A 14,005-nucleotide genomic window follows, 5' to 3' on the forward strand; every position below is an offset into this window, starting at 1 on the left:
ACGGAAAGCCTACGGGCCCGGGAGGCGGGCTCCCGGCGGCCGGGCTCTCAGCGGCCGGGGCGGACCGTGAGGTCGTTGATCTCGGCGTCCCTCGGCAGATCGAGGGCGAGCAGGATCGTGGTGGCCACGGATTCCGGGTCGATCCAGCGGGCGGGGTCGTACTCCTTGCCCTCCTGCCGGTGGACCTTGGCCTGCATCGGGCTGGCGGTGCGCCCCGGGTAGACGGAGGTGACCCGGACGCCGTTGCCGTGCTCCTCGTGGCGCAGCGAGTCGGCCAGGGCCTTCAGGCCGTGCTTGCTCGCCGCGTACGCGCTCCATTCGGCGTGCGCCGCGAGACCGGCGCCGGAGTTCACGAAGACGACGTGGCCCTGGGCGACGCGCAGCTGCGGCAGCAGGAGGCGGGTCAGCTCGGCCGGGGAGACCAGGTTGGCGTTGAGCTGGAAGTGCCAGGCCTTGGGGGTGAGGTCGCCGACGGTGCCGAGCTCGACGACGCCCGCGATGTGGAGCAGCGAGTCGAGGCGCTCGGGCATCGGCTGCTGCCCGAAGGCCCAGGAGAGCCGGTCGGGGTTGCCGAGGTCGCCCACGAGCGTGCGGGCCCCGGGGTGGAGCGCGGCCAGTTCCTTGGCGCGTCCGGCGTCCCGGGCCAGCAGCACGATGTCGTCGCCGCGCTCCAGGAGACGACGGGCGACGGCCGCTCCGATGCCGGAGCCGGCGCCGGTGATGAGATGAGTAGGCATGCCCTCATGCTCGCATCACGGCAGGTGCGGGGCGTCACCGCAGGTACTCGCCCCGCCGCGGGTGCCGGCCTCACTGGAGGCCGGCCGACTCCTCCAGGTAGGCCAGCGCCCCGACGCCGTCCTCGGCGAAGAAAACCAGCTCGGTCAGCGGGAGCGGCAGGAAGCCCTCGTCCTCCATGCGCCGGAACTGCTGGTGCAGCCCGTCGTAGAACCCGGCGGTGTTCAGCAGGACGACGGGCTTGGTGTGCTTGCCGTGCTTCTTCAGCTCCAGGATCTCCGTCGCCTCGTCCAGCGTCCCCGTCCCGCCGACCATGATCACGATCGCGTCGGACTTCTCCAGGAGCAGCGCCTTCCGCTCGGCCAGGTCCTTGGCTATCACCATCTCGTCGGCGTCGGTGCGCGCCTTCGCCGCGAGGAAGTCCACCGACACCCCCACGAGCCGCCCGCCGGACTCCTGGACACCGTCGGCGACGACCTTCATCAGCCCGCTCTCCGACCCGCCCCAGACCAGGGTGTGCCCGCCCCGGCCCAGCAGCTCGGCGAACTCACGGGCGGGCACGGTGTAGCGGTCGTCGAGGTCGGCGGCGGAGAGGAAGACACAGATGTTCATGCGGACACCGTACGACCGGTCCCGGGTGCGGGAAGAAACCGGGCTCCGCCTCGGCTGAACCTCGTATGACCTCCACCACAGGACACACCATCACCGTCGGGCCCGAGGCCGTGCATGTGCGCGCGGTGCACGGCGGGCAGGTGCTCGCCGAGAGCCGCCGCCCCCTGGTGCTGCGCGAGACGGGCTGCCCCGACCGCTACTACCTGCCGCCCGAGGACGTCCGTACGGAGCTGCTGACGGCCTCGGACACCCGTACGCACTGCCCGTTCAAGGGAGATGCCTCGTACTGGTCGCTGCCGGACGCGGCCGACCTCGTGTGGGCCTACCCGGAGCCCAAGGAGCAAGTCGCCGCGATCAAGGACCACTTCTGCTTCTACGCCACGGACGTCGTCTCCGACTGACCGTCAGAAATATTCCTCCGGGGCGGCGATGAGTTCCGGCGGGCCCGGCAGTCCACCCTCACATGGACAAGACTCTCTCCCGTGACGGCACGTCGATCGCGTACCGCCGCCACGGTGACGGGCCGCCGGTGATCCTGGTCGGCGGTGCCCTGAGCACCGCGGCCGACGAGGCACCGCTGGCCGCCCTGCTGGCCCCGCGTTTCACGGTCGTCACGTACGACCGCCGGGGCCGCGGGGCGAGCGGGGACGGCGGGCCGTACAGCCCACGCCGCGAGATCGAGGACCTGGCGGCGGTCGCGGCGGCGGCCGGCGGGCGCGTGTCCCTGTTCGGCATGCTGTCGGGCGGGGCGCTGGCCCTGGAGGCGCAGGCCGCGGGGCTGCCCGTGGACCTGGTCGCCGTCTTCGAGCCGCCGTACACCCCGGGTCCCGCCGGTCTCCTGTACAAGTCGCGCTGCACCGCGCTGCTGCACCGGCTGCTGGCGAACGGTGACCGGGGCGGCGCCGTCGCGCTGTATCTGTCGCGGTCCGGGGTCGCGGAGGAGACGATCGCCCGCATGCGCCGTGCGCCGCTCTGGTCCGGCCTCGAAGGCCTGGCCCACACCCTCGCGTACGACGACGCCCTGCTGGGCGACGGCTCGGTTCCCGCCGCGCGGTTCGCCGCCGTGACCGCGCGCACCCTGGTGGTGACCGGCGGTTCCAGCACGGAGCAGGCGCACCGGACGACGCTCGCCCTCGCGGACGCGATCCCCCGGGCGAGGCACCGCACCCTGACGGGCCAGACCCGCGAGCTGGCGCCGCACGCGATCGCGCCGGTGCTCTCGGACTTCTTCGCCCGCGCCCCGTTCCTGCGTACGGCTTAGGTGTACGGACCCGCGGGACCCACCCCGCGGGTCCGTACACCCGGGCCGCAGGGGCCGCCGATTCGGCCGGGTCGTCGCAGGGGAGCGACCCGGCCGGCCCGGACGTCCGTCAGCCGGCGGCCGCCCTCTCCTTACGCACCGTCGTCGCGATGGTGGCCGAGCCGACCACCCGCGTCCCGTCGTACAGCACGACCGCCTGGCCCGGGGCCACGCCCCGGACCGGCTCGGTGAAGGTGACGGAGAGCGTGCCGTCGACCAGCTCCGCCGTCACCTCGGTCTCGCCGCCGTGGGCGCGGAGCTGCGCGGTGTAGGTCCCGGGGCCGGCGGGGGCCGTGCCGCACCAGCGGGGCTTGATCGCGGTGAGGGCGGTGACGTCGAGGGCCTCCACCGGGCCGACGGTGACCGTGTTGTTCACCGGGGAGATGTCCAGGACGTAGCGGGGCTTGCCGTCGGGGGCGGGGTGGCCGATGCGCAGGCCCTTGCGCTGGCCGATGGTGAAGCCGAAGGCGCCCTCGTGGGTGCCGACCTTCGCACCGGCCTCGTCGAGGATGTCCCCCTCCGCCGGGCCGCCGAGGCGTCCCGCGAGGAAGCCCTGGGTGTCGCCGTCCGCGATGAAGCAGATGTCGTGGCTGTCCGGCTTCTTGGCGACGGCCAGGCCCCGGCGCTCGGCCTCGGCCCGGATCTCGTCCTTGGTGGTGAGGGTGTCGCCCAGCGGGAACATCGCGTGGGCGAGCTGCTTCTCGTCCAGGACACCGAGGACGTAGCTCTGGTCCTTGGCCATGTCCGAGGCGCGGTGCAGCTCCCGGGTGCCGTCCTCGTTCAGCACGACGGTGGCGTAGTGGCCGGTGCAGACGGCGTCGAAGCCGAGGGCCAGCGCCTTGTCGAGCAGCGCGGCGAACTTGATCTTCTCGTTGCAGCGCAGGCAGGGGTTGGGCGTACGCCCCGCCTCGTACTCCGCGACGAAGTCGTCCACGACATCCTCACGGAAGCGTTCCGCCAGGTCCCAGACGTAGAACGGGATGCCGATGACGTCCGCCGCGCGGCGGGCGTCCCGGGAGTCCTCGATGGTGCAACAGCCTCGCGCGCCCGTACGGAAGGACTGCGGGTTCGCGGAGAGGGCGAGGTGCACACCGGTCACGTCGTGGCCTGCCTCGGCGGCTCGGGCCGCGGCGACGGCGGAGTCGACTCCGCCCGACATGGCGGCGAGCACGCGGAGGGGGCGCTGGGAGGTCTGAGTCATAGCTTCACCAGAGTACGGGGCTCCGGGAACCGAATGCTCGCGGATATGCGTTGAGGAGCACATGGGGAACAACGGGAGTGCCGGGTCACCGGGCAAAGGCCCCGGTCACGGCATCAGCCGGCGCACGCTGCTGATCGGCGGCGGGGCCGCGGCGGCGGGCACGGCCGCGCTGGCCGCGGGGGAGATCCGGCGCGTCTGGTGGCGGGTGCCGGGCGTGGACAAGCCCCGTAAGGCCGGTGAGCTGGACTACGCCCAGGCGAGCTGGGTCGCGGCCTCCGAGGGGAACTGGCGGCGGGCCGACCGCCCCGACGACTACGGCGTGGACCGGGTGATCATCCATGTCACCCAGGGCAGCTACGCCAGCGCGGTCCGTGTGTTCCAGGACCCGGCGCACCGGGCGGCGACGCACTACATCGTCGGGCAGAACGGCCGGGTGACGCAGATGATCCGGGAGCTCGACGTGGCGTACCACGCGGGCAACCGCTCCTTCAACGAACGCAGCGTCGGCATCGAGCACGAGGGCTTCGTCGACCGCCCGCAGGACTTCACCAAGGCGATGTACGAGTCCTCGGCGCGGCTGACGGCGGCGATATGCAAGCGGTACGGGATCCCGATGGACCGCGAGCACATCATCGGGCACGTCGAGGTGCCCGGCACGGACCACACCGACCCCGGACCGCACTGGGACTGGACCCGCTACATGAAGCTGGTCCGCGCCGCGTCCACGGGCGGGACCGAGGGGCCGCGGGCTAGCTGAGCCCTGCCGTCCTGGCCCGCTCGACCGCGGGGCCGATCGCCCGCGCCACCTCCTCCACGTCCTGGGGGGCCGAGGTGTGGCCGAGCGAGAAGCGGAGCGTGCCGCGCGCCAGCTCGGGATCGGTGCCGGTGGCCAGCAGCACATGGCTGGGCTGCGCGATGCCGGCGGTGCACGCGGACCCGGTGGAGCACTCGATGCCCTGGGCGTCGAGCAGCAGCAGGAGGGAGTCGCCCTCGCAGCCGGGGAAGGTGAAGTGGGCGTTGGCGGGCAGCCGCCCGCCGGGGGCCGGGTCACCGCCGAGGAGGGCGTCGGGGACGGCCTTCAGCACGGCCGCCGCCAGCTCGTCCCGGAGTGCGCCGATCTCGCGGGCGAAGGCCTCGCGCCCGTCGGCGGCGTGCCGTCCGGCCACGGCGAAGGCCGCCACGGCGGGTACGTCGAGGGTGCCGGAGCGCACATGCCGCTCCTGGCCGCCGCCGTGCAGGACGGGCACGGGGGTCTGGTCGCGGCCGAGCAGCAGCGCGCCGATGCCGTACGGGCCGCCGATCTTGTGCGCGCTGACCGTCATGGCGGCCAGCCCGGAGCGGGCGAAGTCGACCTCCAGCTGCCCGTACGCCTGGACCGCGTCGGCATGCATCGGGACGCCGAACTCGCGCGCCACCTCGGCCAGTTCACGTATCGGCATGATGGTGCCGATCTCGTTGTTGGCCCACATGACGGTGACCAGGGCGACATCGTCGGGATCACGCGCGAGCGCCTCCCGCAGCGCGTCCGGGTGCACCCGCCCGTACGCGTCGACCGGGAGGTATTCGACGGTGGCGCCCTCGTGCTCGGCGAGCCAGTCCACCGCGTCGAGGACGGCGTGGTGCTCCACCGGGCTGGCGAGGACCCGGGTGCGCCGGGGGTCGGCGTCGCGGCGGGCCCAGTAGAGGCCCTTGACGGCGAGGTTGTCGGCCTCGGTGCCGCCGGAGGTCAGGACCACCTCGCTGGGGCGTGCGCCGAGGGAGTCGGCGAGGGCTTCTCTGGACTCCTCGACGGTACGGCGGGCCCGGCGCCCGGCGGCGTGGAGTGAGGACGCGTTGCCGGTGACGGCGAGCTGCGCGGTCATCGCCGCGATCGCCTCCGGAAGCATCGGCGTGGTCGCGGCGTGGTCGAGGTAAGCCATGGTGGTGACGATTCTACGAGTCCGCGGCGCGGGGTGTGCCGGGGGCAGCACCCGGCACAGCGGGCCCCCCGAGCGCGGCAGCCCGGAGGGACCGCGGTCGGGGGGACCCGGCAGTGCTCAGACGGCCGTCCAGCGCTGGGCCGCCGCTCCCGAGCAGCTGCCCGCCAGGAGGCCGCCGCCGTTCCCCGTTCCGAGGCAGCCCCCCGTGCCGACGCTCACGAAGGTGCCTCCCGACCCCGCCCGCCACTGGCGTGAGGCGTCCTCGTTGCAGGAGAGCAGCAGGACCCCTCCCGCCCCGGCGCTGAGGCACGACCTGCCCGACTCGTGGACGAGCTGGAAGGATCCGCCGGACACGCTCCGGACGCTCCAGACGGTGCCGGAGCCGTCGCAGGCACCGGTGGCCGGGTAGCCGTTGTACGGGGCGGCGAGACACTTGCCGTTCTCGCCGTTGCGATAGCGGTGGGTGCCGGAGGGTGTCGTGGCGCCCCCCGGGTCGGCTCCGCCGGAGGAGCCCGATCCTCCCGAGGCGCTGGAGCCGCCCGCACCGGAGCCGTCGGACCCGCCGGAGCCGTCCTGGGCGCCGCCGGCGTCCCCGGCGCCCTGGGAGGGGCCCGCGGACCCGTCCGCCTCCTTGTCCCCTCCCCCGTCCTTCTCGTCGTTCTCGTCCTTCTGCTTGTCCGTCGGCGACTTCTCCGGCGACGCGGAGCCGGACGGGCCGGCACCGCTCGGCGAGGCCGTGGGCTCGGCCGGGGCCGTGGCCGTGGCGGACGGGCCCGCGATCCCGGTGCCGTCCGCGTCGGAGATCCAGGGCAGGAGCTGGACGGCGAGGGTCGCGCCTCCCAGCGTCACGACGACGGGTACGACGGCGAAGAAGACGCGGGTACGACGCCGGCGCTCCCGGAACTTCGGGCGGCCCTTGCGCCCGAGGTTCCGCGTCGCCACGGACACGGGCGGCGGCAGTTCGATCTCCTGGACGTGTGCCGCGAAGGCGGCCTTCCCGGCGAGGTTCCCGCTGATGGACTCCGGCCACAGCGGGGCCGTGAACGGCCCGTGTTCCGTGGCACTGCGCACCAGCTCGGCCGCCGTGGGGCGGTCCGCCGGATCCTTGGCGAGACAGGCGGCGACGACGTCGGCGAGACCGGGGTCCAGCCTCCGCACCGCGTCCAGGTCGGGTTCCTCGTGCACGATGCGGTAGAGCACGGCCGGGCCCGACTCCTCCCCGAAGGGCGGGCTGCCACCGGCGGCGTACGCGAGGACCGAGCCCAGGGCGAACACATCGGCGGCACCGGTCAGGTCCCGCCTGGTGGTGGCCTGTTCGGGAGCCATGTACGCCGGTGTGCCGACCACCATGCCGCTTCTGGTCAGCTGGCTCTGCTCGGTGGCACGGGCCACGCCGAAGTCGATGACCGTGGCGCCGTCGACCGTCAGCATGACGTTGGACGGCTTGAGGTCCCGGTGCACCATGTCCAGCTCGTGCACGGCGACCAGTCCGGCGGCGGCCTCCCGCAGCAGGAACCAGAGGGTGCCGACGGGCAGCGGGCCCTTGTTCAGCCCGATCGCCTCGCTCAGGGTGAGCCCGGGGACGTACGCGGTCGCCAGCCAGGGCGGCCGGGCGTCGCGGTCACTGGCGATGAGCGGCGCGGTGGCCTCCGCGGGCAGCCGGGAGAGGTTGTCGAGCTCGTGCCCGAAGCGGCGTACGAAGTCCTGGTCCTCCCCGGCGATCGAGGGCAGCACCTGTTTGACGGCGACGTACCGCCCCTCGTGGACCCCGAGGTAGACGCGCCCCATGCCGCCGGAGCCGAGCCGTCCCGCGAGCGGGATTCCGCCGATCTGCCGAGGGTCGTCGGGTTCCAGGGGCTTGGCCCCACTGCCCGTCAGGTCCAACACGCCCACACCGTCTCCCCCGTGACACACTTTTCGGTTCCGGGGGAAGTCTGACCAGTGGATACTGGATGCGGAAGCGCCTTCTAGAAAATCACTCCAGAAATTCACGCGGAAGCGTCCGCCCCCGGAACCACAGGAACGATCCTTCGATGAGCCCCAAGCAGCAACGCGGCGAGGTCACTTCGGAACTGCTCCTGGACGCCGCGCTGCGCGTGTTCGCCGCGTCGGGCGAGCAGGGGCTCACGGTCAACGCCGTCATCCGGGAGAGCGGCGTCAGCCTCGGCAGTCTGTACCACCACTTCGGCAGCATCGACGGGCTCATCGCCACGCTCAGCCACCGCTGGCTGGACCGGCTGCTGGGCGAACTGGCCACGGCCCTGCGGGAGTCGGGCAGCGCGCGCGAGGGCATCGCCGCGGCCGTGCGGGCCTATCTGACCTTCGTCCAGGAGCATCGCGAGCCCGCCCTGCTCCTGCACTCGCCCCTGGCCGACCGCAAGAGCATGACGCGGGGCAAGGAGTTCCGCGACGCCCAGGAGGCCAGGATCTCGGAGGTGGGCCTGTGGATCCGGCTCCACGTCGAGTCGGGGGAGCTGGCTCCGCTCCCCCTGCCGCTGGTCGAGTCCCTGGTCATGGGCCCGGTCGTCGCGGTCGCGCGGCGGTCGCTGTCGGGGGTCGACGACGTCGGACTCGACGAGGCCGCGCGCCTCCTGCCGGAGCGGATCTGGCGCTCGGTCCGCGCCTGAGCGCGGTCCGGCACGGCTGAGGGCTGTCAGCCGGCGAGGCTCCAGGAGACCGTGCCGTTCTGCGTGACCAGGACGGCCAGGACGACCAGGTCGGCGATGCCGAGGCCCAGCCCGAGCAGGGCGCGGCCCCGCCGTGCGGTCGAGCGGGCGAGGGCGATGAGCGCCATGACGATGGCGACGGGCCCCAGCAGGATGTTCATCACGAGGAGGCCGAGCAGCCCGAGCACGAACGAGGCGACGGCGAGCCCGTCGGCCTCCCGGGAGGCGGGACGGCTCCCGGCCGAAGGCGCCGGGGACTCCTCGCCGGAACGGGCGCCCGAGGAAGGCGCCTCGGCCGAACGAGCCTCACCGGCACGGGAGTCGGCGGAACGGGAGTCGGCGCCACGGCCTGCGTCGGAACGGGCGTCATCGGCACGCGAGTCACCGGAGACGGCCTCGCGCAGAGCGGTGCGTGCGGTGGTGAGAGTCATGGTGCGTCTCCTTCGTCAGCGGGTGCGGCGGGCGAGGCGTTCACGGACACCGAAGACCGCCAGCCAGAGGCCGATCACGGCCGCGGCGGTCAGGGTCACGGGCAGCGGAAGATGCGCGACCGCTCCGAGGACGACCCCCAGCAGGAGCAGTGCGGCGACGAGGACGAACATGTCCGGCCTTTCTGCGAGCTTTGAGAGTACGACTGTTCACTGACTTCCGAGTCTAGACCCTCCACCCCTTCCAAGACTCGGAGAACGGTTGTTTACTGAATGGCATGAGTCACACCATCGGCATCCGTCAGGCCCAGAAGCTGAAGACGCGGCAGGGGCTGCTCGACGCAGCCCTGGGACTGCTGGAGCACCAGAGCCTGAGCAGCCTGGGCCTGCGTGAGGTGACGCGGGCCGTGGGCGTGACGCCGACGGCCTTCTACCGGCACTTCGACGGCACGGCGGCCCTGGGCGTCGCCCTCGTCGAGGAGACCCTGGACAGCCTGCACGGCATGATCGGCGCGATCCTCGCCGACACGGGGGACAGCGAGGAGCGGCTCGACCGCAGCGTCGAGCTGATAGCACGTCATGTCACGGCGCAGCCCGCCCATTTCCGCTTCATCGCCCGCGAACAGCACGGCGGTGTCGGAGAGGTGCGCGAGGCCATCGCCGCCCAGCTGCGCGGCTTCGCCGAGGAGGTCGCCGAGGCGCTGGGCGCGGAGCCCGAGTCGGCGGGCTGGAGCCGGGAGGACCTCCTGATGCTGGGCGGGCTGTACGTCGACCACATGGTGCTCACGACCTCGGCGCTGCTGGACGCCGGCCCGGAGGGCGAGCGGGAGGTCGTCCGGGTGGCGCGGCGCCGGCTGCGGCTGGTCACGGTGGGCCGGGCCCACTGGCTGGACGGAGAGGCCCTAGGGTCGGAATCATGAGCGACTGGACCCTGGACCGGACCTTCGACAGCTCCTCGGGTGAGGTGCGCTGGGACGTGCTGGGCCCGGAGCAGGCCCCGCCGGTGGTCCTGGTGCACGGCACGCCCTTCTCCTCGTACGTCTGGCGCGGCATCGCCCGGGGCCTGGCGCAGGACCACCGGGTGTACGTCTGGGACCTGCCGGGTTACGGCGCCTCCGCGCAGTACGCCGGCCAGGACGTGTCGCTCGGCGCCCAGGGCCGCGTGCTCGCCGAGCTCCTCGGCCACTGGGGGCTCACCGAACCGGCCGTGGCCGCCCATGACTTCGGGGGCTGTGTCGCCCTGCGCGCCCACCTCCTGCACGGCGCCCGCTACCGCCGCCTGGCCCTCGTCGACCCGGTGGCGCTGTCCCCCTGGGGCTCGCCCGCCTACCGGCTGCTCGGCGGCCGCGCCGAGGTCTTCGGCGAGCTGTCGCCGGACCTGCACCGTGCGCTGGTACGCGAGTACGTCGGCTCGGCGAGCCACCGGGGGCTGCACCCGGCGGTGCTGGACCGGCTCGTCGCCCCCTGGTGCAGTGAGGCCGGACAGCCCGCGTTCTACCGGCAGATCACCCAGAACGACCAGCGGTTCACCGACGAGATCCAGCACCGCTACGGGGAGCTGGAGCTGCCCGTGCTGGTGTGCTGGGGCGCGGAGGACACCTGGATCCCGGTGGCCCGCGGCCATGAGCTGGCCGGGATGATCCCGGGTGCCGAGCTGCGGCTGATCGAAGGGGCCGGGCATCTCGTCCAGGAGGACGCGCCCGCCGAGCTGACGGCCGCCCTCACCCGTTTCCTGCGTACAGCTCCGTGACGGCGGCCGCGGCCTCGGCGAGCACCCGGCGGGCCTCCGGCGGTGACAGCACTTCGAGGTTCGGGCCGAAGGAGAGCAGGGAGCGCGCCCACGCGAGTTCCGGCACGGCGAGCTCCGCCAGCAGCCACTCCCCCGCCGCCTCCTGATCGGGCACCGGCGGCCCGGTCAGCACCCCGGTGTGGAGGCGTACGAAGAGGTCCGACCGGGAGCGGTGCACCCGCACCCGGAGCCGTACGTCCCCGGGCCGCTCCTCGACCTGCCGGCGCAGCTCCTCCCATACGTCGGCGGGCTCCACGCCCGCCCGGCGCACCACGGGCTCCTCGGTGACGACCGCCCGCCCCACCCGGTCAGCGCGGAAGAGCCGGGGTGCGCCGTCCAGATCGGCGATCAGGTACCAGACACCCGCCTTCACCACGAGGCCGTACGGGTCGACGGTGTAGACGCGCGGGGTGTCCGTGCCGCTGTGCCGGTAGTGCAGCAGCAGCCGCCGGTCGGCGAAGACCGCGTCGTGCAGCTCGCCCACGTCGACGGCGGCCCGGGGGCCGCTCATCCAGCGGACCGGGTCAACCAGGATGCGCCGGCTGGTCTGTTCGGCGGCGGGCCGGTGCGGCGCCGGGAGCGCGGCCATCACCTTGCGCAGGGCGGAGCCGAGCGCGTCGTCCAGCCCGAGCGCCGCGTGGGCCCCCTGCGCGGCGAGGACGAACAGGGCACGCGCCTCGTCGGCGGTGAGGCCGGTGACATCGGTACGGAAGCCCGGCAGCAGGGCGATCCCCCCGTTGCGCCCCCGCTCCGCGTACACGGGCACCCCGGCGGCCGAGAGCGCCTCGACGTCCCGGTAGATGGTGCGTACGGAGACTTCGAGGCGCTCGGCCAGCTCACCGGCGGGGACCAGCCCACGGGTCTGGAGCAGCAGCAGGACGGAGAGCAGCCGGTCGGACTTCACGGCACCATCATGACGGGACCGGGCGCGGGACCCGGCGCGGGACCCGGCCGGGGCGCTGGGCCCGGTGTCTCAGCCGCGGGGCGCGCGGGCGAGCTGGCGGGACTGGGCGACCAGTCGGCCGGCGCTGTCCCAGACGTCCGCGTCCTCCTCCAGGAAGCCGCCCGCGAGGTTGCGGGTGGTGATGGAGACGCGCAGCGGCCCGGGGGCCGGGCGGCAGCGGATGTGGGTGGTGAGCTCGATGGTGGGCGTCCAGCCCTTCAGCCCCAGCTCGAACGAGGTCGGCGGCAGCGCGTCCACGGTGAGCAGCAGCGACAGCGGGTCCGCGTCGCGGCCGTCGGCGAGCCCGAACCAGCCCCGCATCTCGCCCTTGCCCGACGGTGCGCCGATCGCCCAGCCGACGGTCGCCGGGTCGAGCTTGATGTCCAGCCGTTCGGTGATGGCCGAGCTGCCGGGGATCGGCGCCGTGCCGTCGCTCGCGCCGAGGCACTGGTCCCGGGGCGGCATGGCCGGCGGCTCGGCGGTCGTACGGACCTCCTCGCTCAGGCCGTCCAGGTCGCCGTAGGTGGCCAGCACGCGGATGCGCTCGACCTCCGTGCCGTCCTCAGCGAACTGGAAGAGCGAGGCCTGGCCGGTGGAGAGCGTGCGGCCGGTGCGGACGACCTGGGTGCGGATCACGGCGGGGCCGGGGACGGAGGCCGTGAGGTAGTGCGCGGAGACCGAGAAGGGGTCGGAGTGCGGGAGCGCCTGGCCGAGCGCGCGTCCCAGCATGGCGAGCAGATAGCCGCCGTTGACCGCGTGGATGATCGTCCATCCCGCGGAGAGTTCCGCGTCGTAGACGCCTTCCTCCCGGAGCGTGACGGCGGTGTCGCGGTCGAATTCGCTGTCACCGATGGTCGCCTGTACCGCGTCTACCGCGCGCGACTCCTGCGCTGCTGCCTGTGCCATGGAATGCACGCTACACCGATCGTATTACTGAGCGGTAGCTTTTTGTTGCGTTCAGATGACGGCCGAGGTCTCCTCGGCCGTGGCCGAGCGCCGGTTGTAGGCGCGCGGGGCCCGCCAGTGGAAGCGCATGGCCAGCAGCCGGAGGACGAACGCGGTGATCGCGGCGGCGCCGCTGGTGTAGGCGCCGAGGGCGTCGAAGCGGATGCAGAGGACGACCATGACGGCGCCGACGATCGCGGGCACGGCGTACAGGTCGCGGTCCCAGCGCAGCAGCGAGGGCACCTCGTTGGCCAGGACGTCGCGCAGCACACCGCCGCCGACCGCGGTGGCCAGCCCGAGGGCGGCGGACGAGGTGAGGCCGAGCCCGTACTCGTACGCCTTGATCGTGCCGGACACGCAGAAGAGCCCGAGGCCCGCCGCGTCGAAGACGTTGACGCCGACCTGGATCCGCTCCACGTGCGGGTGCAGGAAGAAGACCAGGGCGGCGGCGATCAGGGGGGTCACGAAGTAGCCGAGGTCCGTGAAGGCCGCCGGGGGGATCGCGCCGATGATCACATCACGGAAGATCCCTCCGCCCAGCGCTGTGACCTCGGCGAGGACCGCGATGCCGAAGACATCGAAGTTCTTGCGTACGGCGAGCAGGGCGCCCGAGATCGCGAAGACGAAGATCCCGACGATGTCGAGCGCATGCTGGACGGAGGGGGTGAAGAGTTCGTTGAGCACCGGGCAATTGTGCCGGTACTACTCCTTCGTCTTGTCCTCCGCACCCGTGGGCGTCGCGGACGCACCCTTGTCGTCCGTCTCGGCGGCGGGCTCGGGGGCCTCCTCCGACGCCTCGGGCTCGGCGGGCGTCTCCGGCTCGGCGGGCTCGGGAGCCTCCTCCGCCACGGACGCGGTCACCGCCGGCTCCGCGGGGGCCGCGGACTTCACCGTGATGACGTCCGCGACGAGCGGCGCGTCCCCCGGGGCCTGGTCCTCGCCGTTCTCCGGGTGGTGGCACGCCACCTGGTGCCCGGTCTTCAGCTGGAGCAGCGGCGGCTCGGTGGTCTTGCAGACCTGCGTCGCCTTCCAGCACCGGGTGTGGAAGCGGCAGCCGCTCGGCGGCGAGATCGGCGACGGCACATCGCCCTTGAGCAGGATGCGGTCGCTCTTGGCACCGCGCCGGCGCGGGTCCGGCACGGGCACCGCGGACATCAGCGCCTTCGTGTACGGGTGCATCGGCGCCTCGTACAGCGAGGTACGGTCCGCGAGCTCGACGATCTTGCCGAGGTACATGACCGCGATCCGGTCCGAGACATGGCGGATGACCGACAGGTCGTGCGCGATGATCATGTACGTGAGCCCGAGCTCGTCCTGGAGGTCGTCCAGCAGGTTCACCACCTGCGCCTGGATCGACACGTCCAGCGCCGAGACCGGTTCGTCGGCGACGACCAGCTTCGGCTTGAGGGCGAGCGCCCGCGCGATGCCGATGCGCTGGCGCTGGCCGCCGGAGAACTCGTGCGGATA

At 73.0% G+C, this 14,005-nt stretch carries 17 protein-coding genes; 6 read left to right on the top strand and 11 right to left on the bottom strand.

Translation table 11 applies throughout. The features are described from left to right. Positions 1-47: 47 nt before the first annotated feature. Entirely contained in the window at positions 48-737 is a 690-nt protein-coding gene (locus JKV81_RS24675) for an SDR family oxidoreductase (RefSeq protein WP_202077832.1), read from the bottom strand. 70 nt (positions 738-807) lie between these two features. After that, positions 808-1,347 carry an LOG family protein gene (locus JKV81_RS24680; protein WP_129265587.1) on the bottom strand — a complete coding sequence of 180 codons (540 nt, stop codon included), beginning with the start codon at positions 1,345-1,347 and terminating at the stop codon, positions 808-810. A 65-nt stretch (positions 1,348-1,412) separates the two neighbouring features. On the opposite strand from JKV81_RS24680, the gene JKV81_RS24685 reads away from it, so the two are divergent. Together JKV81_RS24685 and JKV81_RS24690 are read left to right on the top strand one after the other, a co-directional pair. Further along, a complete protein-coding gene (locus JKV81_RS24685; protein WP_129265586.1) occupies positions 1,413-1,748 on the top strand; it encodes a DUF427 domain-containing protein in 336 nt (111 codons plus the stop codon). 62 nt (positions 1,749-1,810) lie between these two features. Next, the gene (locus tag JKV81_RS24690) at positions 1,811-2,608 is read left to right on the top strand and encodes an alpha/beta fold hydrolase (RefSeq protein WP_202077834.1); all 798 of its coding nucleotides are present in this window, start codon (positions 1,811-1,813) and stop codon (positions 2,606-2,608) included. A 109-nt stretch (positions 2,609-2,717) separates the two neighbouring features. On the opposite strand, the gene mnmA is transcribed toward JKV81_RS24690, so the two are convergent. Next, on the bottom strand, positions 2,718-3,848 hold the full coding sequence (mnmA, locus tag JKV81_RS24695) for a tRNA 2-thiouridine(34) synthase MnmA (protein WP_202077836.1): 1,131 nt from the start codon (positions 3,846-3,848) through the stop codon (positions 2,718-2,720). Positions 3,849-3,909: 61 nt separating this feature from the next. On the opposite strand from mnmA, the gene JKV81_RS24700 reads away from it, so the two are divergent. Continuing rightward, entirely contained in the window at positions 3,910-4,605 is a 696-nt protein-coding gene (locus JKV81_RS24700) for an N-acetylmuramoyl-L-alanine amidase (RefSeq protein ID WP_202077838.1), read from the top strand. Here the strand turns inward: JKV81_RS24700 and JKV81_RS24705 are convergent. Then, positions 4,598-5,767 (bottom strand): cysteine desulfurase family protein, encoded by a 1,170-nt coding sequence (locus tag JKV81_RS24705; RefSeq protein WP_129265582.1) that lies wholly within the window; start codon positions 5,765-5,767, stop codon positions 4,598-4,600. The two genes, JKV81_RS24700 and JKV81_RS24705, sit on opposite strands and share 8 nt — an antisense overlap. 117 nt (positions 5,768-5,884) lie before the next feature. Then, complete coding sequence (locus JKV81_RS24710; protein ID WP_202077840.1) at positions 5,885-7,654, bottom strand: serine/threonine-protein kinase; 1,770 nt, start codon at positions 7,652-7,654, stop codon at positions 5,885-5,887. Positions 7,655-7,800: 146 nt separating this feature from the next. Here JKV81_RS24710 and JKV81_RS24715 point away from each other — a divergent pair, with 146 nt between their 5' ends. Beyond that, positions 7,801-8,394 (top strand): TetR/AcrR family transcriptional regulator, encoded by a 594-nt coding sequence (locus JKV81_RS24715; RefSeq protein WP_202077841.1) that lies wholly within the window; start codon positions 7,801-7,803, stop codon positions 8,392-8,394. Positions 8,395-8,420: 26 nt separating this feature from the next. On the opposite strand, the gene JKV81_RS24720 is transcribed toward JKV81_RS24715, so the two are convergent. Next, positions 8,421-8,837 carry a DUF4190 domain-containing protein gene (locus JKV81_RS24720; protein ID WP_129267134.1) on the bottom strand — a complete coding sequence of 139 codons (417 nt, stop codon included), beginning with the start codon at positions 8,835-8,837 and terminating at the stop codon, positions 8,421-8,423. Between the two features lie 42 nt (positions 8,838-8,879). After that, positions 8,880-9,035 (bottom strand): hypothetical protein, encoded by a 156-nt coding sequence (locus JKV81_RS24725; RefSeq protein ID WP_099174352.1) that lies wholly within the window; start codon positions 9,033-9,035, stop codon positions 8,880-8,882. 104 nt (positions 9,036-9,139) lie between these two features. Between JKV81_RS24725 and JKV81_RS24730 the strand changes: the two genes are divergently transcribed. Both JKV81_RS24730 and JKV81_RS24735 read left to right on the top strand, forming a co-directional pair. Beyond that, positions 9,140-9,781 (top strand): TetR family transcriptional regulator, encoded by a 642-nt coding sequence (locus JKV81_RS24730; RefSeq protein WP_202077843.1) that lies wholly within the window; start codon positions 9,140-9,142, stop codon positions 9,779-9,781. Continuing rightward, positions 9,778-10,611 (top strand): alpha/beta fold hydrolase, encoded by an 834-nt coding sequence (locus JKV81_RS24735; protein WP_202077846.1) that lies wholly within the window; start codon positions 9,778-9,780, stop codon positions 10,609-10,611. The genes JKV81_RS24730 and JKV81_RS24735 overlap by 4 nt, the downstream gene beginning before the upstream one ends. Here the strand turns inward: JKV81_RS24735 and JKV81_RS24740 are convergent. From JKV81_RS24740 to JKV81_RS24755, 4 genes are all read right to left on the bottom strand, one after another. Continuing rightward, positions 10,583-11,554 (bottom strand): helix-turn-helix transcriptional regulator, encoded by a 972-nt coding sequence (locus tag JKV81_RS24740; RefSeq protein WP_202077848.1) that lies wholly within the window; start codon positions 11,552-11,554, stop codon positions 10,583-10,585. The genes JKV81_RS24735 and JKV81_RS24740 overlap by 29 nt on opposite strands. Positions 11,555-11,623: 69 nt before the next feature. After that, positions 11,624-12,499, bottom strand: coding sequence for a thioesterase family protein (locus JKV81_RS24745; protein WP_129265576.1), 876 nt, complete (start codon positions 12,497-12,499; stop codon positions 11,624-11,626). Between the two features lie 51 nt (positions 12,500-12,550). Next, complete coding sequence (locus JKV81_RS24750) at positions 12,551-13,222, bottom strand: trimeric intracellular cation channel family protein (protein ID WP_124274802.1); 672 nt, start codon at positions 13,220-13,222, stop codon at positions 12,551-12,553. Between the two features lie 18 nt (positions 13,223-13,240). Further along, positions 13,241-14,005, bottom strand: a 765-nt coding sequence (locus JKV81_RS24755; protein ID WP_202077850.1) for an oligopeptide/dipeptide ABC transporter ATP-binding protein, incomplete at its 5' end; no start/stop codon positions are given.

Origin of the sequence: Streptomyces silvae, assembly GCF_016745505.1 — a bacterium.
Taxonomy (GTDB): Bacteria; Actinomycetota; Actinomycetes; order Streptomycetales; family Streptomycetaceae; genus Streptomyces; species Streptomyces silvae.